This is a genomic window from Stenotrophomonas sp. C3(2023) (assembly GCF_032911385.1).
Lineage (GTDB): Bacteria > Pseudomonadota > Gammaproteobacteria > Xanthomonadales > Xanthomonadaceae > Stenotrophomonas.
On sequence record NZ_JAWJLO010000001.1, the window covers coordinates 704441 to 729681 of the forward strand.

20 protein-coding genes and 6 tRNA genes are annotated in these 25241 nt (G+C 66.4%); 23 read left to right on the top strand and 3 right to left on the bottom strand.

What is annotated here, in order from left to right; all coding sequences use genetic code 11:
* The first annotated feature begins 62 nt into the window (after positions 1-62).
* From RZA67_RS02920 to RZA67_RS02930, 3 genes are read left to right on the top strand one after another with little or no spacing between them, the layout of a single operon-like run.
* Positions 63-428 (top strand): BlaI/MecI/CopY family transcriptional regulator, encoded by a 366-nt coding sequence (locus RZA67_RS02920; protein WP_317211085.1) that lies wholly within the window; start codon positions 63-65, stop codon positions 426-428.
* The gene (locus RZA67_RS02925) at positions 421-1623 is read left to right on the top strand and encodes a TonB family protein (protein ID WP_317211086.1); all 1203 of its coding nucleotides are present in this window, start codon (positions 421-423) and stop codon (positions 1621-1623) included. Before RZA67_RS02920 ends, RZA67_RS02925 begins: the two co-directional genes overlap by 8 nt.
* Positions 1624-1633: 10 nt before the next feature.
* Entirely contained in the window at positions 1634-2221 is a 588-nt protein-coding gene (locus RZA67_RS02930) for a hypothetical protein (RefSeq protein WP_317211087.1), read from the top strand.
* A 15-nt stretch (positions 2222-2236) separates the two neighbouring features.
* Here the strand turns inward: RZA67_RS02930 and RZA67_RS02935 are convergent, their stop codons facing one another.
* From RZA67_RS02935 to RZA67_RS02945, 3 genes are all read right to left on the bottom strand, one after another.
* Positions 2237-3040 carry an MBL fold metallo-hydrolase gene (locus tag RZA67_RS02935; RefSeq protein ID WP_317211088.1) on the bottom strand — a complete coding sequence of 268 codons (804 nt, stop codon included), beginning with the start codon at positions 3038-3040 and terminating at the stop codon, positions 2237-2239.
* Between the two features lie 9 nt (positions 3041-3049).
* Positions 3050-3868 carry a S1/P1 nuclease gene (locus tag RZA67_RS02940; RefSeq protein WP_317211089.1) on the bottom strand — a complete coding sequence of 273 codons (819 nt, stop codon included), beginning with the start codon at positions 3866-3868 and terminating at the stop codon, positions 3050-3052.
* Positions 3869-3993: 125 nt separating this feature from the next.
* The gene (locus RZA67_RS02945) at positions 3994-4620 is read right to left on the bottom strand and encodes an OmpW family outer membrane protein (RefSeq protein WP_317211090.1); all 627 of its coding nucleotides are present in this window, start codon (positions 4618-4620) and stop codon (positions 3994-3996) included.
* 194 nt (positions 4621-4814) lie between these two features.
* On the opposite strand from RZA67_RS02945, the gene gap reads away from it, so the two are divergent.
* The 20 genes from gap to RZA67_RS03045 all read left to right on the top strand — a co-directional run bounded on the left by gap (position 4815) and on the right by RZA67_RS03045 (position 25063).
* Positions 4815-5816: a type I glyceraldehyde-3-phosphate dehydrogenase gene (gap, locus tag RZA67_RS02950; RefSeq protein WP_317211091.1), complete on the top strand. Its 1002-nt coding sequence runs from the start codon at positions 4815-4817 to the stop codon at positions 5814-5816.
* Positions 5817-6029: 213 nt separating this feature from the next.
* On the top strand, positions 6030-7169 hold the full coding sequence (locus tag RZA67_RS02955; protein ID WP_317211092.1) for an N-acetylmuramoyl-L-alanine amidase: 1140 nt from the start codon (positions 6030-6032) through the stop codon (positions 7167-7169).
* A gap of 93 nt (positions 7170-7262) precedes the next feature.
* Complete coding sequence (locus tag RZA67_RS02960; RefSeq protein WP_317211093.1) at positions 7263-9926, top strand: DUF2339 domain-containing protein; 2664 nt, start codon at positions 7263-7265, stop codon at positions 9924-9926.
* Positions 9923-11269, top strand: coding sequence for a DUF3999 family protein (locus RZA67_RS02965; RefSeq protein WP_317211094.1), 1347 nt, complete (start codon positions 9923-9925; stop codon positions 11267-11269). The genes RZA67_RS02960 and RZA67_RS02965 overlap by 4 nt, the downstream gene beginning before the upstream one ends.
* Positions 11270-11716: 447 nt before the next feature.
* Positions 11717-12892, top strand: a complete 1176-nt coding sequence (locus RZA67_RS02970) for a phosphoglycerate kinase (protein ID WP_317211095.1) — start codon at positions 11717-11719, stop codon at positions 12890-12892.
* Positions 12893-13087: 195 nt separating this feature from the next.
* Positions 13088-14554 (top strand): pyruvate kinase, encoded by a 1467-nt coding sequence (gene pyk / locus RZA67_RS02975; RefSeq protein WP_317211096.1) that lies wholly within the window; start codon positions 13088-13090, stop codon positions 14552-14554.
* A 171-nt stretch (positions 14555-14725) separates the two neighbouring features.
* Positions 14726-15730 (top strand): class I fructose-bisphosphate aldolase, encoded by a 1005-nt coding sequence (locus RZA67_RS02980; protein ID WP_317211097.1) that lies wholly within the window; start codon positions 14726-14728, stop codon positions 15728-15730.
* A 134-nt stretch (positions 15731-15864) separates the two neighbouring features.
* Complete coding sequence (locus RZA67_RS02985) at positions 15865-17007, top strand: ABC transporter substrate-binding protein (protein ID WP_317211098.1); 1143 nt, start codon at positions 15865-15867, stop codon at positions 17005-17007.
* 66 nt (positions 17008-17073) lie between these two features.
* Positions 17074-17149 (top strand) — tRNA-Lys (locus RZA67_RS02990).
* A gap of 222 nt (positions 17150-17371) precedes the next feature.
* Complete coding sequence (locus RZA67_RS02995) at positions 17372-17674, top strand: hypothetical protein (protein ID WP_317211099.1); 303 nt, start codon at positions 17372-17374, stop codon at positions 17672-17674.
* A gap of 104 nt (positions 17675-17778) precedes the next feature.
* Positions 17779-17863, top strand: a tRNA-Leu gene (locus tag RZA67_RS03000).
* A 166-nt stretch (positions 17864-18029) separates the two neighbouring features.
* Positions 18030-19325: a trigger factor gene (tig, locus tag RZA67_RS03005; RefSeq protein ID WP_317211100.1), complete on the top strand. Its 1296-nt coding sequence runs from the start codon at positions 18030-18032 to the stop codon at positions 19323-19325.
* Between the two features lie 72 nt (positions 19326-19397).
* Positions 19398-20024 (top strand): ATP-dependent Clp endopeptidase proteolytic subunit ClpP, encoded by a 627-nt coding sequence (gene clpP / locus RZA67_RS03010; RefSeq protein ID WP_317211101.1) that lies wholly within the window; start codon positions 19398-19400, stop codon positions 20022-20024.
* A gap of 127 nt (positions 20025-20151) precedes the next feature.
* Entirely contained in the window at positions 20152-21441 is a 1290-nt protein-coding gene (gene clpX / locus RZA67_RS03015; protein WP_317211102.1) for an ATP-dependent Clp protease ATP-binding subunit ClpX, read from the top strand.
* Positions 21442-21584: 143 nt separating this feature from the next.
* Positions 21585-24047, top strand: a complete 2463-nt coding sequence (gene lon, locus RZA67_RS03020; RefSeq protein WP_317211103.1) for an endopeptidase La — start codon at positions 21585-21587, stop codon at positions 24045-24047.
* A gap of 209 nt (positions 24048-24256) precedes the next feature.
* On the top strand, positions 24257-24529 hold the full coding sequence (locus tag RZA67_RS03025) for an HU family DNA-binding protein (protein WP_317211104.1): 273 nt from the start codon (positions 24257-24259) through the stop codon (positions 24527-24529).
* 11 nt (positions 24530-24540) lie between these two features.
* Positions 24541-24615, top strand: a tRNA-Val gene (locus RZA67_RS03030).
* 26 nt (positions 24616-24641) lie between these two features.
* Positions 24642-24718: transfer RNA gene (locus RZA67_RS03035), tRNA-Asp, on the top strand.
* 84 nt (positions 24719-24802) lie between these two features.
* Positions 24803-24879 (top strand) — tRNA-Asp (locus tag RZA67_RS03040).
* A 107-nt stretch (positions 24880-24986) separates the two neighbouring features.
* Positions 24987-25063: transfer RNA gene (locus RZA67_RS03045), tRNA-Asp, on the top strand.
* Positions 25064-25241 lie beyond the last annotated feature (178 nt).

Below are 25241 nucleotides of genomic sequence, written 5' to 3' on the forward strand. Positions count from 1 at the left end.
CAGGGCTTGACACTTTGGACGATTACGCATGTAATCAAACCGTCCGATTACGGGTGTAAACGATGATCCAGATCAGCGAAGCCGAGGCGGTTGTGATGGAAGTGCTGTGGGAGCAGGCGCCGCGCACGGCCGAGGAGGTGGTCCAGGCGTTGGCGGGCCGCAACTGGGCCGAGCCGACGATCAAGACCCTGCTCAACCGGCTGCTGACCAAGGGCGCGATCAGTGCCCGACGCGAAGGCCGCCGGTACCTGTACCACCCGCTGCTGCAGCGCCAGGCGTGGGTGGAGGCGCAGAGCCAGGACTTTCTCGGCCGCGTGTTCGACGGTCGTGTTGCCCCGCTGGTGGCCCACTTCAGCCAGCGCGGCCAGCTCAGCGCCCAGGATATTGCCGAACTGCGGCAGCTGATCCAGGAGCTTGGCGATGAGTGAGCTGCTCGCGTTGTTGCTGCGCGCCAGCCTCTGGCTGCTGGTGGCGATGCTGCTGGTCGCGCTGCTGCGCCCATTGCTGCTCCGGCTGGGTGGCGCGGTTGTGACCTATCGCAGCTGGTGTCTGCTGCCCATCGTGCTGCTCGCCGTTGCGCTGCCAGCGCCGCAGCTGGCTGAAATGGTCACGGTGCCGGCGCTGCTCATGCCCGGTATCGGCCACGGTTCATCGGCGGCCTCAGCTGGCGCGCAGGCGGGCTGGAGCTACGCGGTGCTTGCCGTATGGGCCGCCGGCGTAATGCTCACCGCCGCGCGCGGCTGGCGTGCGCAGCAGCGCTTCGTGCGTGCGCTGGGGCCCTTGGTCAAGCGCCAGGATGGCAGCTGGCAGGCCAGTGCCGATCCGGGTCTGCCCGCGTTGGTCGGGCTGTGGCGGCCCCGCATCGTGGTCGGGCCGGATTTCGACCTGCGCTTCAGCCCGGCCGAGCAGGACATGGTGCTGCAGCATGAGCGCCACCATCGTCGGCAGGGGGATCACTGGGCCAATGGCGGGCTGTTGCTGCTGCGCTGCCTGTTCTGGTTCCACCCGCTGATGCCCTGGGCAGCACGCCGGTTCCTGCAGGACCAGGAACTGGCCTGCGATGCCCGCACTCTGGACCCTCATCCGGCCCTGCGCCGTCTCTATGCCACTGCGCTGCTCAAAGCGCAGCTGGCCCGCCCGGTCGCGCCGATGGCTTGCCATTGGCGCTGCCAACCCCTGCTGAAGGAGCGTATCGCGATGTTGAAGCAGTCAGAAAGGAAGCCGCTGCCACGCATGACCGGCAAGCTGTTGGTGGTGACACTGTGCGCGATTGTGGGTACCGCAGCATGGGCCAGCCAGAGCGCTGCACCGCCTGCTGCCGGCTCCCAGCAGGTGCAGGTGCGCAAGATGTCCGCTCCGGCTTACCCGAGCGCTGCATTCGAGCAGGGGCAGACCGGTGTGGTCACCGTGCAGGTGGACGTGGATGCGCAGGGCCAGGTGCGCGACGTACGTGTGGTCAGCGCCACCAACCCCGGCATATTCGAGGAAGCCACGCTGGCCGCCGCACGGCAGTGGACGTTCGAGCCGGCGATGAAGGATGGCAGGCCGGTGGCCGCAGCGGTACGGGTTCCGGTCACGTTCGCGCTCGACGATGACAGTGGCACGCGCATCAGCGTTGATTGAGGAGACCGGCATGCGATTTCCACCGTCCGTAGGCGCGGGCCTCACCGCGCTGGCCGGCCTCGCGCTGGCCGGCTGTGCGGCACATGACCGGCTCACCCTGGTCGACACACGTTCGGAAAACGTCGCGCACCAGCGATTGGCGGTCATACCGCCGGCCGCTGGCAGCGTGGCACAGGTGCAGCCGTACACGCTGGCTGCCGGCGAAGGCTACCGGATGCCTCGCCTGCATCATGCCCCCGAACCGGTGCTCGGTGCGGCCGATCCGCGCACCGAGCTGGCGCCCACTACCGTCTGCCTGCAGGTGGTGGTCGATGCCGAGGGCGTGGTACAGCGCAGCCTGCCGCTGACTGACCGGACCGAGTGCGATGCCGGCAACAGCGAGGAGAACGCGGCCCTGCTGCAGGCAGCGCAGGCGGCGGTGGCGCAATGGAAGTTCGAGCCCGCTGCGCTGTGTCACTATCCTGCCGGGCAGGTGCCGCAGGATCGCGGCGACTGCCGCAGCGCCGAGCGTATCGAACCGGTACCGGTGAGCCTGCTGTATGCCTTCACCTTCGAGATCGTGCGCGGTCGCACGACGGTGCGCACACAGGGGCGCTGAGGCAGCTGTGGCGCCTCAGCGGGCGCCGCCCTGGATGTTGGCTTTCACCGAGGGCTGCATCAGCCTGGGCTCGGCCAGCGTGGCATCGCGTTCCTGGCGCATGGCCACGAACGCGGCCTCGCTGATGCCCTGGCGTACGTGGATGTTGTGCGCGCGCTGTGCACCGATGCTGGTCTCATTGGCGATCGGGCGGCCGCCGGGGCCATAGTCATGGCAGACAAATACGCGGGTGTCATCGGGCAGTGCCAGCAGCCGCTGGATCGATCGATACAACTGGGCGGCATCGCCGCCGGGGAAGTCACAGCGTGCCGTGCCACCATCGGGCATGAACAGCGAGTCACCCGGGAACAGCGCATCGCCGATCAGATAGGCCACGCTGTCACTGGTGTGGCCCGGTACGGCGATCACCTGCGCTACCACCTCGCCGAGAGCAAAGCGGCTGTCGTGGTCCAGCAGCTGGTCGAAGTCCTCGCCTTCGGCGGGAAGGCTGACGTCATAACGGGGGGCAAAGGTGGCCTGCACCGCGCGGATGCCGCTGCCGATGGCCAGCTGCGCCTGCGGAAAGTGCTGCTTGAGCCTGCGCCCTGCCGACACATGGTCGGCATGGGCGTGGGTCTCCAGCAGCCAGCGCACCGTCAGCCCGTGCTGCTGCACATGGGCCAGCAACGGCTCCAGCGGCGTCTCTTCAATCGCCCCGGTGTCCGGGTCCAGATCCAGCACGGGGTCGATCACCGCCGCCTCACCCGTGGCCGGATCGTGCACGACGTAGCTGAAGGTGTGGCTTGCGGAATGGAAGAACGACTGGACCTGGACCGGCATGGTGCCTCCTCAGCGGCGACCGATCACGCCGTTGAGCAGGTGGGCCAGGCGCTCGCCGGCAAGACGCAGCTCGCGCTCGGCCACCGGACGATAGTGTTCGGTGTATTCCGCGCCGAGCTTACGCGAGGCCGGGTATACGCCAGGTGCAACCGCGATGCGGCAGCTGGCCTCGGCCCACGCCGGCGCATCGTTGCGCAGATTGACCCGCGATGCGACGCGCGGACGGGGCAGCGCCTGCAGCACCTGCAGGTAGCCATCGTCGTCCAGGCGGCGGGTATTGAGCAGGCCGCTGTCCCACAGCGAGTGCAGGTTGGTGCCCCGGTTGCCGAACTGCAGCTGGAAATCGTTGCCGCCCTTGTCATGTCCGTAACCGGCGTGCATCGGCTGGTGCAGGTCGCCGACCAGATGCACCACGAACTTCAGCGCCTGCGCGCGCTCGGCGTCGCTGCGCGAACGGTCGCCCAGGATCGCGGTCTGTGCCTGCAGGGCCTCGACCACGCAGTTGCCGTCCGGGCAATGCTTGGCGGCCACATAGTGGCAATCGTCCTCGGCGATGTTGACGTAGTGCCAGCCCGCAGAGCGGCGGCCGAGGTCACGGTCGGTAGCGCGAAGCTGGTCTGCCCACGGGGCAACGCCGGACAGGGTGGGGTCGGCCTCGCCGGCCAGCAGGCGGGCGACTTCGGCACGGGCGGTGTCATTGAGACGTGTTTCAGCCACCCGGCCGACCAGCCGGTGGCCTTGGGCGCCCCAGGCATGGGCGGTGGAGGGAAGGGCGAACAGGGCGGGCGCCAGCGCGGCGGCCAGCAGGAAGGGGTGCAGAAGTTTCATGCGGCTATTCTATCCGCAGGCCCTCCCGCGGTCGCCGCTGGGCCTGCCGCCGCACGGCGAGACGGCCACGGCCGTCACCTGGCCGGCGCATGGGCTGCGGCGCTCGACCGCAGCCCCGTGTGGGCTCAGAACTTGAAGACGTACGCCACACCGTAAGCCAGCGGATCGATGTTGACCTTGCCCAGCTTCTGGCCATCGAGCTTTACCGTGCTGTCGATGTCGATCCAGCGCACGTCGACGCGCAGGGCACCGTTGTCGCTGACCTTGAAATCCAGGCCGGCATGGGCGGCCAGGCCCCAGCTGTCTTCCAGCTTGAGCTTGCTGCCGGCCAGCGCGCCACCGGTGTGCTCACTGAAGAAGGTTGTGTAGTTCAGGCCCAGCCCGACGAACGGCGAAACCTGGCCCTGGCTGTTGAAGTGGTACTGCAGGCTCACCACCGGCGGCAGATGCTTGGTGCTGCCCACGCGGCCCAGGCCGGCGATGTTGATGTCGTGCTTGAAGGGCAGGGCGGCCAGCACTTCGATGCCGAAGTTGTCGGCGATGAAGTATTCACCGGTGATGGTGGGCTTGATGTCGTTGCCCACGTCGACCTTCAGCCCGCCGGCGAGCGTACCGTTGCTGGACCTGGGGGCGACCTGGTGGGCACCGGCGGCCACCGTCCAGTCACCCTTGGACTGGGCCATCGCCGGCGCGGCGGCGAGGGAGAGGGCGGCAGCCAGGCCGGTCAGAAGCAGGGGGGAGGCGGTGCGCATGGTGCGGTCTCGTTGCGGGGTGGAATGGGGCCAGTCTCCGCCGTGGCTGCGCGCAACGCCTTGATCCGGATCAAATCCCGCGCAGGCATGCGGGGAAAGGCCTGGGCTGACCCGCGGTGGTCAACCACGGCCTGCTAGAATGATCGGCCCTATCCATCCCGCCGCACCACGCGCGGCTGCAGGAGTTCGTCAACATGGCAATCAAGGTTGGTATCAACGGTTTCGGTCGCATCGGCCGCAACGTGCTGCGCTCGGCGGTGCTGAACTTTGGCGACGACATCGAGATCGTGGCCATCAACGATCTGCTGGAGCCCGACTACCTGGCCTACATGCTGAAGTACGACTCGGTGCACGGCCGCTTCAAGGCCGACGTGGCCGTGGAAGGCGGCAACCTGCTGGTCAACGGCAGGAAAGTGCGCCTGACCCAGGAGCGTGACCCGGCGAACCTGAAGTGGGACGAGGTGGGCGTGGACGTGGTGATCGAGTCCACCGGCCTGTTCCTGACCAAGGAAACCGCGCAGAAGCACCTCGATGCCGGCGCGAAGAAGGTCATCCTCTCGGCGCCGTCCAAGGATGACACGCCGATGTTCGTCTACGGCGTCAACCACGCGACCTATGCCGGCCAGGCCATCATTTCCAACGCTTCGTGCACCACCAACTGCCTGGCCCCGCTGGCCAAGGTGATCAATGACAAGTGGGGCATCAAGCGTGGCCTGATGACCACCGTGCACGCGGCCACCGCCACCCAGAAGACCGTCGATGGTCCGTCCAACAAGGACTGGCGCGGTGGCCGTGGCATCCTGGAAAACATCATTCCGTCCTCCACCGGCGCGGCCAAGGCCGTGGGCGTGGTGATTCCGGAGCTCAACAAGAAGCTGACCGGCATGAGCTTCCGCGTGCCGACCTCGGACGTGTCGGTGGTCGACCTGACCGTCGAACTGGAGAAGGAAGCGACCTACGCCGAGATCTGCGCCGAAGTGAAGGCGCAGAGCGAAGGCGCGTTGAAGGGGGTGCTTGGCTACACCGAAGACAAGGTGGTGGCCACCGATTTCCGCGGTGAAACCCACACCTCGGTGTTCGACGCCGAAGCCGGTATCGCGCTGGACGGCACCTTCGTCAAGCTGGTGAGCTGGTACGACAACGAGTGGGGCTACTCGAACAAGTGCCTGGAAATGGCCAAGGTCGTCGCGGGCTGATTGCAGCGCGTCCGGCAGGACCTGTACAGACCCCGGCTTCGGCCGGGGCTTGTCGTTAATGGCCTGGCAGGCCGACGGCAGCTCGGCCAACGCCGCGACGTCCAGCACGTTCAGTTCGGCAGGCCGTTGCGCTTCGGTGATCGCGGGGCCGACACCGCGTCGCTGCGGGACAGGGGCCTGCATCCTGCTCCTGACCCGGAACGGAGAAAGAGCATGAACGCACGCTGGAGCAACGTTGTACTTGCCTGCGCGATGCTGCCCATGGCCGCGGGTGCGATGACCCCGCCCTCGGCGGACAACGCACTGGCGCAGCGGCTGCACGCGCAGATGGAGGCACAGGCACCTGCTGCAGCCACCCGCTCGACTGCTGTACGACAGACGACGCCTGGCCATTGGGTGGTCGAGCTGGGCGCCGCATTTCTGGAGGCGCCCGGCGACGGTCGGCAGGTGCCGGCCAGTCTGGATGAGCGGCTGCAGGCCTTGCGCACGGAGTTGATGACCCGCAACGGCAAGGTCGCGGTGGACGATGTGCAGTTTGTTTTCGGCGGGCGCAGCCTCGAGGCGTGGTACAGCGCAGCTGAGGACAGCCAAGGCCGGCGCGTCGATCGTGCGCAGGGCGGCGATGGCGTTCTGGTCGCCGCCGGGCATGGTCACTACTACCATCAGGGGTTTGCGGACTGGCGGCTGCAGCGGCCCTGGGCGCATGGCATGGTCGAAGATCTGGTCACCCCGCGGTTTGCGGCGCGTCTGGCCGACGGCCTCGCCGCGGCTGCGGTGAAGGTGCACCGCGCGCGCAGCACTGCGGACGCGCTGCATCCCGAGGCAGCAAAACCATGGTGGACGATGGCCGCCCGGTACCACATCCACGCCTGGATGCCGCAGCGTGAAGACATCTGGCAGAGCTGGGAGGACCGCACCGCTGCTCTGGCGCACTACAACGATGACATCCGCAGCCGTCCGCTGCTGGCCAACGCGCTCGGCGTACAGGCGCTGATCCACCTGCACACCAATGCCGCAGCCAGCCCGCAGGCACGGGGCATGATCGGTTTCTACCAACCAGGGCGTGAGGCAGACCGGCATTTCGGACACGTTCTGCTGTGCGCCGTGCGCGAGGCACTGCGTGCCGATCCGATCTACGCCGATTACCGCGTTGACGTGCAGCCCAGATCGGGCAACTACGGTGAAAACCGTCTGGCACAGGCACCCTCCCTTCTTGTCGAACTCGGCTTCCACACCAATGCGGAGGATGCCGCAGCCCTGCAGGATGCAGCCTTCCAGCAGCACGTCGCCGACGGCCTGCAGCAGGGCTATCTGCAGTGGCACCGGCTGGGGGACCAGGCCCCCGGATGCTGACGTGCGGGCATGCACTCGCCCTCTGCGCGTCTTGACGTAGCATGGCGGCGGGCCGGCGCGATTGGGAGCCGGCGAACTGCAGGATGCCCGTAGATGGAAGGATTGCTTGTCGTACTGGGTCTGATGGCGCTGGCCATACCGGTACTGTTGCTGATTGCACTGGTGATGATCATGGGGCTGCGCCGGCGCGTGGACGCGTTGGAACGGCAGCTGGTCGAGCGCGCGTCGGTCGCACCGCTGGCCTCGGTCGATACCGTGCGGGCACGTACGGTCGAGCCCGGGCCAGTGTCTGTGCCGGACCCCGCTCCCGCGCCGGTACCGCCGCCGGTTGCTGCCGCGCCGCCGCCGCTGCCCTCGCCCTCGCAGTCACAACGCGCTGCTGCACAGTCGACGGCCGATGCGTCGATTGATCCTGCGCCCGTAGCGGGGCCACCGCCGGTGCCTCGCGGCCCCGGCATGGTCGAGCGCGCCCTGCAGGCCGGCAAACGCTGGTTCACCGAAGGCAACGTGCCGGTCAAGGTCGGCATGCTGGTGTTCATGGCGGGCATTGCTGCGCTGCTGAAGTACGTCAGCGACCAGGGCCTGCTGGATGTGCCGATCGAGCTCCGGCTGGTCGGCATCACCGTTGCTGCCCTGGTGCTGCTGGCCTTCGGCTGGCGTCAACGTGAGCGCCGCGCATTGTTTGCCCTGGCTTTGCAGGGCGGCGCGATCGGTGTGCTGCTGCTGACCGTGTTCGCGGCATTCAAGCGCTATGACCTGATCCCCGCCGCTGCGGCGTTTGCCGCCAGCATCGCGCTGGTGGCCGGCATGTGCGTGCTGGCGGTGGTGCAGAACTCGCGCACGCTGGCGGTGCTGGGCATCCTTGCCGGCTTCATGGCGCCGCTGTGGCTGTCCACCGGCGCAGGCAGCCATGTAGCACTGTTCAGTTACTACGCCGTGCTCAACGCGGGTATCTTCGCCATCGCCTGGAAGCGCGCATGGCGCGTGTTGAACCTGCTGGGCTTTGCCTTCACGTTCGGCATCGGCACTGTCTGGGGCGTGCTGGTCTACCGTCCCGAGCACCTGCACAGCACGCAGCCCTTCCTGCTGCTGTTCTTCGCGTTCTATCTGCTCATTCCGCTGCTGAACGCACGCCGCCAGTCCGCACGCCAGCGCGATATCGTGGACGGCAGCCTGCTGTTTGGCACGCCGCTGGTGGCCTTCTCGCTGCAGGCAGCGCTGCTGGACGGGCAGCCGATGACGCTGGCACTGCTTGCCGTGGGGCTGGCCGCACTGTACGCCCTGCTGGCGCGCGCGCTGATCGGCCGACCCGGCTGGATCGCGCTGGCGCAGAGCTATGCGGTGCTGGCCGTGGGCTTTGCCACGCTGGCAGTGCCGTTGGCATTGTCGGCCCGTGCCACCGGTGCGGTGTTCGCGCTGGAAGGCGCCGGGCTGGTGTGGCTGGGCCTGCGCCAGCGTCGCCTGCTGCCGCAGATCACCGGTGCGCTGCTGCAGGTGGCCGCTGCGTTTGCCTTTGTTGCCGGTGCCGATCACTGGCACACCGACGCGGTGGCGCTGCTCAATCCAACCAGCCTGGGCGCACTGCTGCTGGCCGTCGCCGGCTTCGCCTCGGCCTGGAGCTGTCGTCAGTACGGCCGCCGCAGTGTTGCGCTGGTCTATTACCTCTGGGGCCTGCTGTGGTGGCTGGGCGGTATGGTCCACGAGGTGATCCGCTTCGCGCCCACCGCGCTGGAGCCGGACCTGCTGCTGTGCGGGCTGGCCCTGTCCGCATGGCTGGCCGCCGAAGTCCATCGTCGTCTGCCGTCGCCGGTGCTGGCGTTGACGACGCTGTGCATGCTGGCCATGGCGTTCCCGCTGGCGCTGTGGCAATGCGCGGTGCACCAGCAGCCTTTCGCCGGTCATGGCGGTATCGCCTGGCTGGCGATGGCCGTGCTGGGGACCCGCGCGCTGCTGGCGCTGCGTGGCGGCGCCGGGCTCATCGCCCGCGTCGTCCAGTTCGTGTGGCTGTTGCTGTGGCCGACGGTGCTCTCGCTGGCCACGATCTGGCTCTCGGGTCAGTACGAGCTGGCAGAGGGCTGGCGCGTGCTGCTGGTGCTGCTGCCATGGCTGGCGTTGACTGCGCTGTCGCTGCTGCGCTGGTCGTGGCTGAGCCTGCCGCTGGGCGTTGCGTTCGCACCTGCACGACTGCCGTTGCAGCTGCTTCTGTTCGCCGGGCTTGGTCTGGCCTGGCTCGGCATACATCTCATCGCCGGGCGAGCCACGCCGTTGCCCTGGCTGCCGGTGCTCAACCCCGCCGAGCTCGCGCAGTGGGCCAGTCTGGTCCTGTTCGCACGCTGGCTTTACTCGGGGCAGGCGCCGGACGCGCTGCAGCGGCGGCGGGTGCCGCTGCTGGCCATTGCCGGTTTCGTCGCGCTGACCAGCCTGGTGCTGCACGGCGTGCATCACTGGGGACAGATGCGCTGGAGCCCCGCGTTGGTGTCCTCGAGCCTCGCCCAGACCAGCCTGACCGTACTGTGGAGCGTACTCGGCGTGATCGCCTGGGTGTGGGGCTCGCGCCGTGGGCAACGTGCGCTGTGGGTGGTGGGCGCCGTGCTGATGGCGGTGGTGCTGGCCAAGCTGGTGCTCATCGACCGCCAGCACCTGGGCAACCTGCTCGGCATCGCATCGTTCATCGCCTATGGGCTGCTGTGCACAGTGGTGGGTTACCTGGCGCCGGCACCGCCGCGTGCCGGCGCAGAACAGGGAGAAGCCGCATGAAGAAGACCGCGCTGCTGCTGGCGGTGCTGCTGGCCGGCACCGCTGCGGCGCAGGAGTACCGGCGTGACTGGGCCGAGCAATGGCCGCTGAGCCTGTCCAGTGAACAGTCGGGTGCCTACCGTGTCGTGCTCGATGCACGCATCTACCAACGTGCGGTGTCGCCGCAGCTCAGTGACGTGCAGGCCTACAACGCGGCGGGGCAGGCATTGCCCTCGGCCCTGCTGCAGCCCGAACAGCCGTTGGCACAGCCGCCGGTACAGCGCGAGCTGCCGTGGTTTGCCTTGCCGGCGCTGGATGCGCGCAGCCAGGACAATCTGCAGGTGGTGGCCGAACGTGATGCCGAGGGACGCGTGCGCCAGGTGCAGGCGCGGTTGAGCGCGGCGGCACCGGCGCCGGGTGCGGGCTGGCTGATCGACGCCAGCGCTTTGGGCGATGCCCCCATCGCGGCATTGGTGCTGGACTGGGCAGCCCCCAGCGCGCCGCTGCAGGCTGCTGTGCGCGTGGATGGCAGTGACGACCTGCGCCAGTGGCATTCGATGGGCGAGCCGGCCGCGCTGGTGGATCTGCAGCGCGGCGATCGCCGCCTGCTGCAGCGACGCCTCGCGTTGCAGGGCAGTGCGCGCTACCTGCGTGTGCTGCCGCAGGACGGCCAACGCCTGCCCACGCTGCGGATGGCACTGGCCGAGCTGACCCCCGCTCCGGCAACGCTGGTGTGGGAATGGGAGACGCCCACCGCCGTCAGCGGGGGCGATGGCAGTTTCGAGTTCGAGCTGCACGGACGGTTCCCGGTGCGCCAGCTTGACGTGGATACCGATGGCAACAGCCTCGTGCAGTGGACGGCGTTCAGCCGCGACGATGCCGACGCACCCTGGCAGCGGCGGGCCGCGCCGTGGGTGGCCTACCAGGTACAGCAGGCCGGCGGCAGGTCCCGCTCGGCACCGCAGGCGCTGAACGGCGTGGTGCGTGACCGTTACTGGAAGCTGGTGGCCGACCCTGCCGCCACCGCGCCAACGCCAGTCCTGCGGCTGGGCTACCGCAGCGAAGTACTGGTGTTTGTCAGCCAGGGCGCGGCCCCGTACGCATTGGCGGTGGGCAGTGCGACGGCCAAGCGGGTGGACGCGCCGGTGCAGGTGCTGGTGGATGACCTGCGCATGCGCAATGCACCGGGCTGGCAGCCGTCGCTGGCGCGACTGGAAAGCGCGGCCGAGCCGCTGGCCGGGGAAGCTGCACTCACGCCGGCACGGGATTGGAAGCAGGCGCTGCTGTGGGTGCTGCTGGGTGTGGGGGTGCTGGGGGTGGCGGGGTTGGCGCTTGGCGTGCTGCGGCAGAAGCCGCCGGTGTGATGACCGCGAACGGCACAGCCCCTCGCGGCTGGTGGTAGGGATATCGAGGTGGGCCGGGCAGGACGGGCTCGTGGGGGACGGCAAAAACTGCATCCATGCGTGCCTTGTTTCGCGCCATCCCTGGCGCTCGACACCCCCACGAGCCCGCCCCACCCGGCCTTGCGGCATCCGCGCGCGTGCCAGCCGCGGAAAAGGAAGAACAAAGAAGAGCGACAGCAACAGCAACAGCAACAGCGACGGCGACGGCGACGGCGTTACGGCCGAAGCAACAGCGACGGCGACGGCGACGGCGTTACGGCCGACGGGTGTCGCCTGCGGCGAGCAGGTGTGGCGCCGACGCCGATGTGCGCTGCCGTTCGGCGTACACCTGATCGGGAGGAACGACCTTACAATGGGCACCTGCCGTCCGACGGCCTCCTTTTCGAATCCCGAGCCAAAGAGTTGCCCATGTCCATTGTCCGCATGACCGACCTCGACCTCTCCGGCAAGCGCGTGCTGATCCGACAGGATCTCAACGTGCCGATCGAGAACGGCCAGATCACCTCCGAGCAGCGCATCACCGCGTCGCTGCCCACGCTCAAACTGGCCCTGGAAAAGGGCGCCGCCGTGCTGGTGACCTCGCACCTGGGCCGCCCGACCGAAGGCCAGTGGAGCGAAGAAAACTCGTTGGCACCGGTGGCCGCGCGCCTGTCCGAGCTGCTCGGCCGTGAGGTGCCGCTGGTGCGTGACTGGGTCGATGGCGTACAGGTCGAGCCGGGCCAGATCGTGCTGCTGGAAAACTGCCGCATGAACGTGGGCGAGGGCAAGGACGACGAAGCGCTCGCGCGCCGTTACGCAGCGCTGTGCGATGTGTTCGTGATGGATGCCTTCGGTACCGCCCACCGCGCACAGGCTTCCACCCATGGCGTGATTCGTTTTGCCGCGGTTGCCGCGGGCGGTCCGCTGCTGATGGCCGAGCTCGATGCGCTGGCCAAGGCGTTGAAGGAGCCGGCGCAGCCGCTGCTGGCCATCGTTGCCGGCAGCAAGGTGAGCACCAAGCTTGAGCTGCTGGCCAACCTGGTGGGCAAGGTCGACCAGCTCATCGTCGGGGGTGGCATCGCCAACACCTTCATCGCTGCGGCCGGCCATGCGGTGGGCAAGTCGCTGTACGAGCCGGACCTGCTGGATACCGCCCGCACGATCGTGGCTGATGCCAAGGCACGCGGCGCTGACATTCCGTTGCCGGTGGACGTGGTGGTGGCCAAGCAGTTCCTGCCCGACGCGGTGGCCCAGGTGAAGGCGGTCGATGCGGTGGCCGAGGACGACCTGATCCTGGACATCGGCCCGCAGACCGCCGCCCACTACGCCCAGCTGATCGCCAAGGCCGGCACCGTGGTCTGGAACGGTCCGGTCGGCGTGTTCGAGTTCGCGGCGTTCAGCAAGGGCACTGAAGCGCTGGCGCGCGCGATTGCTGCGTCGCCGGCATTCTCCATCGCCGGCGGCGGTGACACGCTGGCCGCCGTGGACAAGTTCGATATCGCCGCGCAGGTCAGCTACATCTCCACCGGCGGCGGCGCCTTCCTCGAGTTCCTTGAAGGCAAGACCCTGCCGGCGGTCGCCGCGCTGGAAGCGCGCGGCAGCTGATCTGCGCCGTCACCGCCACTGCCTGGTGTCTGCCAGGACAGTGGCCAGTCGCCGGATTGTCCCGCAGCGGTGATGCGGTGTCCTGGCGGTGTCTGCAAGACACCGCCAGGAGCCAAGCGGCACAAGGCTGTAACCGCGTACATGAAACGTGAAGGATGTGCTAATTTCCGTTCTTTAACGGGAGGTCCTTTCACCATGTTCGAGCGTCAGCGTCGTACCAAGATCCTTGCCACCCTCGGTCCTGCAACCGATCCGCCGGGCGTGCTGGAGGATCTGTTCCGCGCGGGCGTCAACGTGGTGCGGCTGAACTTCAGCCACGGTGATCCCTCCGGCCAGGCCAAGCGCGCGGCCGATGTGCGCGCCGCTGCGGCGCGCGTCGGTGTGGAAGTGGGCATCCTGGCCGACCTGCCGGGCCCGAAGATCCGCATCGAGCGGTTTGCCGACGGCAAGGTGCAGCTCAAGGCCGGTGAGCGCTTTGACCTGGTGGCCAATGCCAATGCCGCGCCGGGGACGCGCAGCGAGGTGGGCGTGAGCTATCTGGGCCTGCCGCAGGACGTGAGCCCGGGCGACGTGCTGCTGCTCGACGATGGCCTGATGCAGCTGCAGGTGGTGGAGGTGCAGGGCGACCGCATCATCAACACCGTGCTCAACGACGGCATGCTCTCCGACCGCAAGGGGCTGAACAAGCAGGGTGGCGGCCTGTCGTTGGGCGCGCTGACCGAGCGTGACAAGGAGCTGATCGGCATCGTGGCCAAGATCGGCGTGGATTTCATCGCGGTGTCGTTCTGCCGCAACGCGCAGGACATGAACGACGCGCGCGCCATCGCCCAGTCGCATGGCTGTGATGCGGCCCTGGTCTCCAAAATCGAGCGCACCGAAGCCATCGAGAACCTCGAGGAGATCGTCGAGGCCAGCGATGTGGTGATGGTGGCCCGCGGTGATCTGGGCGTGGAGATCGGCGACGCCGAACTGCCGGGCCTGCAGAAGAAGATCATCCGTGCCTCGCTGGCACAGAACAAGGTGGTGATCACCGCCACCCAGATGCTGCAGTCGATGGTGGAAAGCCCGATCCCGACCCGCGCCGAAGTGCTGGACGTTGCCAACTCGGTCATCGACGGTACCGACGCGGTGATGCTGTCGGCCGAAACCGCGGCCGGTGCCTATCCGGTCCGTGCGGTGGAAGCGATGGCCCGCATCTGCCTCGGTGCAGAGCGCCAGTTCCAGACCGAGACCGACTTCAACAAGTCGCCGCGCAACCTGGAGCGTGCCGACCAGGCGATCGCCATGGCGACCATGTTCCTGTCCCAGCACGTGGGCGTGCGGGCGATCGTGGCGATGACCGAATCCGGTGGTACTGCGCGCTACCTGTCGCGCTTCCGTGCCTCGGCGCCGGTGTTCGCGGTGACCCGTCACGATGGTGCGCGCCGGCAGATGGCGCTGATGCGCGATGTGTTCCCGATCAACTTCGACAGCCGTGGCCTGACCCCGCGCGAAGCGGCGCGTGGCAGCATCCGCCTGCTGGTGGAAGCGGCGCTGCTGCAGGCCGGTGACCGCGTGGTGTTCACCAGCGGCGAGCACATGGAAACCCATGGCGCCACCAACACGCTGCGCCTGCTCGAGGTAGGTGCGGACGGTCGCGCCAGCGGTCTGGGCGACCTGTAAGCGGCGACCCGCCGGGTCCGGTCACGACCGGATCCGGCAGCGCAGGACAGCGCTGCAGACATGATCTTTCCGTGCGGGAGAACTGGAAGCGTTTCCATTCGATGTGCACGTCAAGGTCACGCCGTGGCGGGGCTATAATTGCGTTTTTCCCGCACCCGCCACAGGAAGTACATGAGCATCGAACAGCTGGCCGAAACCGCCCAGGCCATGGTCGCCCCGGGCAAGGGCATCATCGCGATCGACGAATCCACCGGCACCATCGCCAAGCGCTTTGCCAGCGTCGGCATCGAGAACACCGAGGAAAACCGTCGCGCCTACCGCGAACTGCTGCTGACCACGCCGAAGCTCAATGAGCACATCTCCGGTGCGATCCTGTACGACGAAACCATCCGTCAGTCGACCAGGGACGGCGTGCCGTTCGCCAAGTACATGGCCGACCACGGCATGATCCCGGGCATCAAGGTCGACAAGGGCGCCCACCCGCTGGCCGGCTGCCCGGGCGAGATGGTCACCGAAGGCCTGGACGGCCTGCGCGAGCGCCTGCAGGAGTACTACAAGCTCGGTGCGCGCTTTGCCAAGTGGCGTGCGGTGATCAACATCGGCGAGAACGCGCCGTCGGGCACCTGCATCGAATCCAATGCCCATGCGCTGGCCCGCTACGCCGCGCTGTGCCAGGAATGCGGCCTGGTGCCGATGGTCGAGCCGGAAGTGATCATGGACGGCGACCATGACATCGAGACCTGCTACGAAGTGACCGAGGCGACCCTGCGTTCGCTGTTCGACGCGCTCTACCAGCAGAACGTGCTGCTGGAAGGCACCATCCTGAAGGCCTCGATGGTCATTTCGGGCAAGGACTGCGAAGAGCAGGCCGACATCGAGGAAGTGGCCGAGTCGACCGTGATGTGCCTCAAGAGCACGGTGCCGGCGATCCTGCCGGGCGTGGTGTTCCTGTCCGGCGGCCAGACCGACGAGCAGTCCACCGCTCACCTGGATGCGATGAACAAGCTCGGCAACCTGCCGTGGCCGCTGAGCTTCTCCTACGGCCGCGCCATGCAGCAGGCCGCGCTGAAGCTGTGGGCCAAGGACACCAAGGGCAACGTTGCCGCTGCACAGAAGACCGTGTACGAGCGCGCCAAGGAGAACGGCATGGCCGCCCTGGGCAAGTGGAACGGCTGATCGGCCTTGCCATTGTGTAACCGAGCAGCGCCGGCCTCGTGCCGGCGTTTGCTTTTGCAGGTATCGTTGCCGCAGCCGACGGCAGGGCCAGGTCGCGGCATCCCCCGAAAACCATGGCCATGGAGAATGACAAGATGCGTATTGGAACGATGACGCTGGCCGTTGCGACGGCGCTCGCGCTGGGTGGCTGCGGCAAGCAGGCCGCGGCAGCTTCGGAAGGCAGGGTCGGCTCGCTGGCGGTGGACAAGCCGGTGGCAGGCGAGATCACCTCGCGCAGCCCGATGAACTACAACGACGGCAGCCGCTACCAGCTGTACAACATGGACCTGAAGGAAAAGCAGGTCGTTGAGCTCAAGCTCGCCGGTGCCCTGGACGGCGCGCTGGGCGTGTTCCGCGACGGCACCGTGGTGGCCTCCAGCAGCAGCGGCGAGGGCAATGAAACCAGCCTTACCTTCCGCGCTGACGTGGCCGGCAAATACCGCATCGCCGTCAGCGGCGATGACGCCAGTGCCTATGGCCCCTACCGCCTGCAGGCCGCCGAGCTGGTCCCCTATGACGGCAAGCCGCTGCTCAACGCGGGTGACATCGCCGACGTGCTGACCACCCGCAACCAGGAATACACGCTGCGCGTGGACAAGGCCGGGATGTACCAGATCGATCTGGGCTCCACCGCCTTCGACACCGTGCTGACCCTGAGCGGCAACGGGCTGGAGCAAGAGGACGACGATGGCGGTGACCGCACCAATTCGCGCATGAACCTCACCCTGGAACCGGGCACCTACACCCTCGGCGTGCGCGGCATTGACGAGAGCGCGTCCGGTCTGTTCCGCCTCAACGTTCGTCAGAGCGAGCTGCCCGAAGGGCTGGTGCGCACCGACAACACCACTCTCCCGGCAACCGGCTCGGTGAACCTGCTGCTGAGCCGCGACGGCGCGCGCACTTTCAACCTGGTCGTTGATCGTCCGGGCCAGGTGCGTCTGGATGCGATCTCGCGTCAGGTGGACACTGTGCTGGAAGTCAGCGGCAATGGCGTGAGTTTCGAGGACGACGACGGCGGGCAGGGCACCAATGCGCGTCTGGAGATGGATCTGCGTCCGGGTCGCTACAACGTGCGTGTCTCTTCGTTCCAGGAACGCGAAGGCATGGTCGAGCTGCGCATCAACCGCAGCACCGGCGGCAGTGGCGGCGGCGATGTGTCGGCGCCGGAGTCCGACGCTGCCGAGGCCGCGCAGGAAGCGCAGGCCGCTGCGGATGCGGCGCAGGCTGCAGGGCGGTGATCGCCATCGCTGAGAAAACGCTTGCATCGTTGAACGGAATCGGGTCATAATTCGCGCCCCGATTTCGGGCCGTTAGCTCAGTTGGTAGAGCAGTTGACTCTTAATCAATAGGTCCAAGGTTCGAATCCTTGACGGCCCACCAAGACGAAAGCCACCAGGTCACCCTGGTGGCTTTTTTCTTGTCCGCTGCGTCGGGTGGTGACGGGCCATGCCCGTCACCCACGCGCCACGCTGACGCCTCGCTTAAGGCAGGGCAGAGGCGTCAGCGCAATCGCCGAGAGTGAGCAGGCGGTCGCACTGCGCATGCCGCCAGCGCGCTTCACTGGTGTCTCCGCACGCATGCGCATTTTCCCTTGGAGTGAACGTGAGCCCGATTCCCTTGAATGCACGTTGCCGCCTGCTGCTCGGTGCACTGGCGATGGCTGCGTGCGCCGTGGTCAACGCCGCCCCGCCGGTCGAGGCCCAGTCCCGCACCCCCGCACCAGCCAACGTGATGCAGCCCGTTCTGCCGACCGCAGTAGCCGGTGCCGCGGCGATGGAGCCGGACATGGATGCAGGCATCGAAATCCGTCGCGAGCCGTCGGGTGACGGTATACAGATCCGGAAAGTCGATGCCCACTCCACCCGGCATGGGGTGAAGATGGCGCCGGCGAAGACCGGACGCTGAGAAAGCCGCCCGGTGACGGGCCATGTCCGTCACCGGCGCAGCGCGCCGCGCACGAGGATCTTCCGCTGCAGCGCCCGGCCTGCGAGAATAACGGGCTAAACCTCGCGAAAGTGGCGGAATTGGTAGACGCCCTGGATTTAGGTTCCAGTGCCGCAAGGCGTGGGGGTTCGAGTCCCCCCTTTCGCACCACCGCCGGCCGCGCCGGCGACGTCGCAGCTCCGGGCTGCCGCCCCGCTGGCAGTGCTGGCCGTTATCGTCCAAACTAAAGGGCTGCGGCGCAGATCCGCGCCCTTACAACCCGTTTCATCCAACACATCGTGCCGGCGGCCCTGGGGCCCCGGTGGCAGGAGTCCACATGCAAGCTTCGATCGAAACCACCGGCAACCTGGAACGCCGCCTGAGCTTCTCGCTGCCGGAAGAGCGTCTGCAGGGCCACATTGCGGGCCGTCTGGGCGAATTGGCGCGCACCGCGCGCATCAAGGGCTTCCGTCCGGGCAAGGTGCCGGCCAAGGTGATCGAGCAGCGCTTCGGCGCGCAGGTGCGTGGTGAGGCCGTCGATGGCCTGCTGCGCGAAACCTTCGATGCCGCCCTGCGCGAGCACGCGCTGCGCGTGGTCGGCAGCCCGCGCATCGACAAGGGTGATCAGGGCGAACTGTCGTTTGTGGCCACCGTCGAGCTGGTGCCGGAGTTCGGCGAGATCGACGTCAGCAAGCTGACCGTGGTCCGCCACACCGCCGAGATCGGTGACGCCGACATCGACCAGATGATCGAGAACCTGCGCCAGCAGCGCCGTACCTGGGTGCCGGTGACCCGTGGCGCGAAGGACGGTGACCTGGTCGCGGTGGAAACCTGGTCGCAGGCCGGCGATGAGCGCCTGCCGGCCGAAGGCACCGAGAAGGGCAGCATCGTGCTGGGCCAGAACATGATGTTCGAGACCATCGAGCAGGGTCTGGTCGGCATGGCCAAGGGCGAGGAAAAGACCCTGGACGTCGAGTTCCCGGCTGACTGGCGCGTGCCGGTGCTGGCGGGCAAGAACGTCAAGGTCACCGTCAAGGTCACCGAGGTCTCGGAAGAGTCCCTGCCGGTGGTCGACGAGGCCTTCATCAAGAGCTTCGGCGTCAAGGGCGGCAACGAGGAGCAGTTCCGCAAGGACATCCGCGCCAACCTCGAGCGCGAGCTGAAGGGCGCGCTGATGAACCGTCTGCGCCGCGAGGTCGGTGAACAGCTGATCGCCGCCTACAGCAGCGTCGAGCTGCCGCCGCGCGTAGTCGAGAACGAAGCCCGCGCGATGCTCGCCCAGCAGGTCGAGCAGATCCGCCGCAGCGGCCGCAACCCGGGCGAGATCCCGGCCGATGCGCATGAAGGTTTCAAGGACGCCGCTGCCAAGCGCGTGCTGGTGGGCCTGCTGGTCGGCGAAGTGGCACGTCTGAACGACCTCAAGCTGGAACCGAAGCGCCTGAATGAGACCCTGCGTCTGATCGCCTCGACCTACGAAGAGCCGGAGCAGGTCATTGAGATGTACCGCAATGATCCCCAGCTCATGTCGGGTCTGCAGAACCGTGTGATGGAAGAGCAGGTGATCGATTGGATCGCCGAGCGCGCCCAGCACACCGAGGAAACGCTGTCCTTCCAGGACGCGATCCGCCAGTAAGCGGCAGATAGAACCCGCCCCGCGCCGGTCCGGCGCGGGGTCGTTCCCCCATCAAGATAGGTGCCTCACGTAATGGACAACCGAACCAAAGCCCTGAACATGGTTCCGATGGTGGTCGAGCAGACCGCCCGTGGCGAGCGCGCCTACGACATCTATTCGCGCCTGTTGAAGGAGCGCCTGATCTTCCTGGTAGGCCCGATCGACGATCACATGGCCAACGTGGTGGTGGCGCAGCTGCTGTTCCTGGAAGCGGAAAACCCGGAAAAGGACATCAGCATCTACATCAACTCGCCCGGTGGCGTGGTCACGGCCGGCATGGCCATCTACGACACCATGCAGTACATCAAGCCGGACGTCAGCACCATCTGCGTCGGCCAGGCCGCCTCGATGGGCGCGCTGCTGCTGGCATCCGGCGCTGCCGGCAAGCGCTATGCGCTGCCGAACTCGCGCGTGATGATCCACCAGCCGCTCGGCGGCTTCCAGGGACAGGCCACGGACATCGACATCCATGCCCGTGAGATCCTGACCCTGCGTTCGCGCCTGAACGAGGTGCTGGCCCATCACACCGGCCAGTCGCTGGAAACCATCGCGCGCGACACCGAGCGTGACAACTTCAAGAGCGCGGTCGACGCACAGGCCTACGGGCTGGTCGACCAGGTGCTGGAGCGCCGCCCGGACGAGTCGATCCAGGCTGGTTGATGACAGCAAAACAGTCAGTTCTCCGACTGTACTTGCGGAGTCGGGTAGGGCTGGCGTCCTCCCGACCCTGTGCTATTCTCAAATTGAACCACCCGTGAAGCGGGTGGGGTAACTGGATAGGCGAAGCATGAGCGAAGACCGTCAGGGTCGTTCCACTGAAAGCGGCAAGATCCTGTACTGCTCCTTCTGCGGCAAGAGCCAGCATGAGGTGCGTAAGTTGATTGCCGGTCCGAGCGTATTCATCTGCGATGAGTGCGTGGAGCTGTGCAACGACATCATCCGTGAAGAGCTCGAGGAAAAGGCGCAGTCGGCGCGCAGTTCGCTGCCCAAGCCGCGCGAGATCCTCGAGGTCCTCGACCAGTACGTGATTGGCCAGAACCGGGCCAAGCGCACCCTGGCCGTGGCGGTGTACAACCACTACAAGCGTATCGAGAGCCGTCAGAAGAACGATGAGGTCGAACTGGCCAAGTCGAACATCCTGCTGGTCGGTCCGACCGGCTCGGGCAAGACGCTGCTGGCCGAGACCCTGGCCCGCCTGCTCAACGTGCCGTTCACCATGGCCGACGCCACCACGCTGACCGAAGCCGGTTACGTGGGCGAGGACGTGGAGAACATCATCCAGAAGCTGCTGCAGAAGTGCGACTACGACGTCGAGAAGGCGCAGCAGGGCATCGTCTACATCGATGAAATCGACAAGATTTCGCGTAAGAGCGAAAATCCGTCGATTACACGCGACGTGTCCGGCGAAGGCGTGCAGCAGGCGCTGCTGAAGCTGATCGAGGGCACCGTGGCCAGCGTGCCGCCGCAGGGCGGGCGCAAGCATCCGCAGCAGGAATTCCTGCAGGTGGACACCAAGAACATCCTGTTCATCTGCGGCGGCGCGTTTGCCGGCCTGGACAAGGTGATCCAGCAGCGCTCCAACGATGCCGGCGGCATCGGCTTCGGCGCCAAGGTCAAGAGTGCCGAGCGCAAGCAGGAAGTCGGCAAGCTGCTGGCCGAAGTCGAGCCGGAAGATCTGATCAAGTTCGGCCTGATCCCCGAGTTCGTCGGCCGTCTGCCGGTCGTGGCGACGCTGGAAGAGCTGGACGAGGCGGCGCTGATCAAGATCCTCACCGAGCCGAAGAACGCCATCACCAAGCAGTTCAAGAAGCTGTTCGAGATGGAGAACGTCGAGCTGGAGTTCCGTCCCGACGCCCTTTCGGCCATCGCCCAGAAGGCGCTCAAGCGCAAGACCGGTGCACGTGGCCTGCGTACGATCGTCGAATCGGTGCTGCTGGATACCATGTACGACCTGCCGTCGGCCGAAAACGTCAGCAAGGTCGTGGTGGACGAGTCGGTGATCGAGCACAAGTCGGAGCCGTACCTGATCTATCAGACGCCGGCGGCGCCTGAACAGAAGGCAGCTGGCGCTGAATGATCGACGCAATCTATTGATTGGGGAGCGTTTTCCCAGCGCAGCTTGCATCCTGATGCCGATGGCCCCATAACGGGGCCATCGGCTTTTTTGTTCCTGGCCCAACCGGGGACGGAAGACGCTCTTCCCACCTTCCTGGAGCCCCCATGCCCCGTTCCCCTACTGAGACTCTCGACCTGCCGGTACTGCCGCTGCGTGACGTGGTGGTGTTCCCGCATATGGTCATCCCGCTGTTCGTCGGCCGCGACAAGTCCATGCACGCGCTGGAGCAGGCGATGGAGGCGGACAAGCGCATTCTCCTGCTGGCGCAGAAGTCGGCCGAAACCGACGACCCGCAGGCGGCCGATCTGTATCAGGTCGGCACACTGGCCCAGGTGCTGCAGCTGCTGAAACTGCCTGACGGCACCATCAAGGTGCTGGTCGAGGGCCTTTCGCGTGTGCAGGTCAACCAGGTGGACGAGCGCAATGGCGCGCTGCATGGTCAGGCCGTCGAAATCGCCACCGAGGACGATCGCGAAGCGCGTGAGGTCGAGGCCATCGCCCGCTCGCTGATGTCGCTGTTCGAGCAGTACGTCAAGACCAACCGCAAGCTGCCGCCTGAGCTGCTGCAGACGCTGGCCGGCATCGACGAGCCGGCGCGTCTGGCCGACACCATCGCCGCCCACATCAGTGTGCGCCTGGCCGACAAGCAGCGGCTGCTGGAAACGCTGTCGGTGGGCGAGCGTCTGGAGACGCTGGTGGGCCTGGTCGACGGCGAGATCGACGTGCAGCAGATGGAAAAGCGCATCCGCGGCCGGGTCAAGTCGCAGATGGAGAAGAGCCAGCGCGAGTACTACCTCAACGAACAGATGAAGGCCATCCAGAAGGAACTGGGTGACCTCGATGACGCGCCGGGCGAGCTGGAGGAGCTGGCGCGCAAGATCGCCGAGGCGGGCATGCCCAAGCCGGTGGAAACCAAGGCCCGCAACGAGCTGAACAAGCTCAAGCAGATGTCGCCGATGTCGGCCGAAGCGGCCGTGGTGCGCAACTACCTGGAGTGGGTGCTGGGCGTGCCGTGGAAGAAGCGCAGCAAGGTGCGCAAGGACCTCAAGGTTGCCCAGGACACGCTCGACGCCGACCATTACGGTCTGGAGAAGGTCAAGGAACGCATTCTCGAATACCTCGCGGTGCAGTCGCGGGTCAAGCAGATGAAGGGGCCGATCCTGTGCCTGGTCGGGCCGCCGGGCGTGGGCAAGACCTCGCTGGGCCAGTCCATCGCCAAGGCCACCAACCGCAAGTTCGTGCGCATGTCGCTCGGCGGCGTGCGCGACGAGGCCGAGATCCGCGGTCACCGGCGCACCTACGTCGGTTCGATGCCGGGCCGCATCGTGCAGAACCTCAACAAGGTCGGCAGCAAGAACCCGCTGTTCGTGCTCGACGAGATCGACAAGATGTCGATGGACTTCCGTGGCGATCCGTCGTCGGCCCTGCTGGAAGTACTGGACCCGGAGCAGAACAACGCCTTCAACGATCACTATCTTGAAGTCGATCTGGACCTGTCCGAAGTGATGTTCGTGGCGACGTCCAACTCGCTCAATATTCCCGGGCCGCTGCTGGACCGCATGGAGGTGATCCGCATCCCCGGCTACACCGAGGATGAGAAGCTCAACATCGCCATGCGCTACCTGGTGCCCAAGCAGATCAAAGCCAACGGCCTGCAGCCGCATGAGCTGGAGATCGCCGCCGACGCCATCCAGGATGTGGTGCGCTACTACACCCGCGAATCGGGGGTGCGCAACCTGGAACGCGAGATCGCCAAGATCTGCCGCAAGGTGGTCAAGGAGATCGCGCTGGCCGGTCCGCAGCCTGCCGCCAAGGTGAAGAAGGGCGGCAAGGCCAAGGCGCTGGTGGTGGTCAGTGGCAGGAACCTGGACAAGTACCTGGGCGTTCGCCGCTTCGACTTCGGCCGTGCCGAGGAAGAAAACGAGATCGGCCTGGTGACCGGTCTGGCCTGGACTGAAGTCGGCGGTGATCTTCTGCAGATCGAATCGACGCTGGTACCGGGCAAGGGCCAGTTGATCCTGACCGGTCAGCTCGGCAACGTGATGAAGGAGTCGGCTTCGGCGGCGCTGTCGGTGGTGCGTTCGCGCGCGGTGGCGCTGGGCATCGACTCGGACTTCCTGCAGAAGCATGACGTGCACGTCCATGTGCCCGACGGGGCAACGCCCAAGGATGGCCCGAGCGCAGGTGCGGCGATGGTGACCTCGCTGGTGTCGATGCTGAGCAGGGTACCGGTGCGCGCCGATGTGGCGATGACCGGCGAAATCACCCTGCGTGGTCGGGTGACGGCGATCGGCGGGCTGAAGGAAAAGCTGCTGGCCGCGCTGCGTGGCGGAATCCGCACGGTCATCATTCCCGAGGAAAACCGCAAGGATCTGGCGGACATCCCGGCCAACGTGACCCGCGATCTGGAGATTGTGCCGGTGAAGTACATCGAGCAGGTGCTCGACCTGGCGCTGGAGCGTCCGCTTGCCCCGAAGAAGGCGCGTAAAACCGCGCGCAAGACGGCACCGCGCGTCGCGGTGAGGGGCAAGGGCAAGGCACCGTCGGGCAGTCGCGTCAAGCACTGAGCCGATGTGCCAAATCAGCTGAAAACCCGCGTCATTGCTGGGTTTTCAGCTTGCGCGGGTGTAGGGCCGCTGGTATAAAAGCACAACTCGCGAATCAGTTCGTATCGCTTGATTCGTAGACCTGATCCCAATGGCGATCGCCCTCGCGTAGACTGGGCGGTCGCATCCCTGGCTAATCCGCGGAATCCCCGCATAAGGAGCTGTAGAGAATGAACAAGACCGAATTGATCGACGCCGTTGCTGAAGCCGCCGACCTGACCAAGGCCGAGTCCAGCCGCGCTGTCGACGCCGTCGTTGCTGCTGTCACCAAGGCTCTGAAGGAAGGTGATGCGGTGACGCTGGTCGGCTTTGGCACCTTCCAGGTCCGCGACCGCGCTGCCCGTACCGGCCGCAACCCGAAGACCGGCGACACCATCAAGATCGCTGCGTCGAAGAATCCTTCCTTCAAGGCTGGCAAGGCGCTGAAGGATGCTGTAAACTAAGCGGCTCGCTGGGGTGCTTAGCTCAGTGGTAGAGCGTCTCCTTTACACGGAGAGGGTCGGGGGTTCGAAACCCTCAGCACCCACCACAGCACCGCGGTAATGGTTCAAGTGTGGAGCGGTAGTTCAGCTGGTTAGAATGCTGGCCTGTCACGCCGGAGGTCGCGGGTTCGAGTCCCGTCCGCTCCGCCACTTTTACTGGCCCCCGGCCGAGAAACCGGGGGTTTGTTTTCTCCACTGCTTCGGCAGCAGAGAAAACGTCGAGGTTCGTAGTACGGAGCGGTAGTTCAGCTGGTTAGAATGCTGGCCTGTCACGCCGGAGGTCGCGGGTTCGAGTCCCGTCCGCTCCGCCACTACACTCTTCGATAAAGCCCCGTGAAAATCTTTTTAAAAAAAGATAAAACGGGCTGGGTTTTTCGGGAATCTTCGGATATACTGAGCCCCTACCAAGTTTCAACGCGGAGCGGTAGTTCAGCTGGTTAGAATGCTGGCCTGTCACGCCGGAGGTCGCGGGTTCGAGTCCCGTCCGCTCCGCCAGGAACGAAAGCCCCTGACGCAAGTCAGGGGCTTTTTTTTTGTTTATTTCTGGTGGGGGCAGCCTTTCAATGTGACGGTTACGCCCGGTCACCAGCGGCTCGCTTCACGGTTGAGCTTTCAACGCTGCAGGGCTGCTGGCGGGGCCTCTTTGGCGCCCGCGCCGAAGCGGGTTACACTG

Coding starts and splice junctions, on each gene's coding strand:
- RZA67_RS02920 (WP_317211085.1), top strand. CDS start 63: ATGATCCAGATCAGCGAAGCCGAGGCGGTTGTGATGGAAGTGCTGTGG.
- RZA67_RS02925 (WP_317211086.1), top strand. CDS start 421: ATGAGTGAGCTGCTCGCGTTGTTGCTGCGCGCCAGCCTCTGGCTGCTG.
- RZA67_RS02930 (WP_317211087.1), top strand. CDS start 1,634: ATGCGATTTCCACCGTCCGTAGGCGCGGGCCTCACCGCGCTGGCCGGC.
- RZA67_RS02935 (WP_317211088.1), bottom strand. CDS start 3,040: ATGCCGGTCCAGGTCCAGTCGTTCTTCCATTCCGCAAGCCACACCTTC.
- RZA67_RS02940 (WP_317211089.1), bottom strand. CDS start 3,868: ATGAAACTTCTGCACCCCTTCCTGCTGGCCGCCGCGCTGGCGCCCGCC.
- RZA67_RS02945 (WP_317211090.1), bottom strand. CDS start 4,620: ATGCGCACCGCCTCCCCCCTGCTTCTGACCGGCCTGGCTGCCGCCCTC.
- gap (WP_317211091.1), top strand. CDS start 4,815: ATGGCAATCAAGGTTGGTATCAACGGTTTCGGTCGCATCGGCCGCAAC.
- RZA67_RS02955 (WP_317211092.1), top strand. CDS start 6,030: ATGAACGCACGCTGGAGCAACGTTGTACTTGCCTGCGCGATGCTGCCC.
- RZA67_RS02960 (WP_317211093.1), top strand. CDS start 7,263: ATGGAAGGATTGCTTGTCGTACTGGGTCTGATGGCGCTGGCCATACCG.
- RZA67_RS02965 (WP_317211094.1), top strand. CDS start 9,923: ATGAAGAAGACCGCGCTGCTGCTGGCGGTGCTGCTGGCCGGCACCGCT.
- RZA67_RS02970 (WP_317211095.1), top strand. CDS start 11,717: ATGTCCATTGTCCGCATGACCGACCTCGACCTCTCCGGCAAGCGCGTG.
- pyk (WP_317211096.1), top strand. CDS start 13,088: ATGTTCGAGCGTCAGCGTCGTACCAAGATCCTTGCCACCCTCGGTCCT.
- RZA67_RS02980 (WP_317211097.1), top strand. CDS start 14,726: ATGAGCATCGAACAGCTGGCCGAAACCGCCCAGGCCATGGTCGCCCCG.
- RZA67_RS02985 (WP_317211098.1), top strand. CDS start 15,865: ATGCGTATTGGAACGATGACGCTGGCCGTTGCGACGGCGCTCGCGCTG.
- tig (WP_317211100.1), top strand. CDS start 18,030: ATGCAAGCTTCGATCGAAACCACCGGCAACCTGGAACGCCGCCTGAGC.
- clpP (WP_317211101.1), top strand. CDS start 19,398: ATGGACAACCGAACCAAAGCCCTGAACATGGTTCCGATGGTGGTCGAG.
- clpX (WP_317211102.1), top strand. CDS start 20,152: ATGAGCGAAGACCGTCAGGGTCGTTCCACTGAAAGCGGCAAGATCCTG.
- lon (WP_317211103.1), top strand. CDS start 21,585: ATGCCCCGTTCCCCTACTGAGACTCTCGACCTGCCGGTACTGCCGCTG.
- RZA67_RS03025 (WP_317211104.1), top strand. CDS start 24,257: ATGAACAAGACCGAATTGATCGACGCCGTTGCTGAAGCCGCCGACCTG.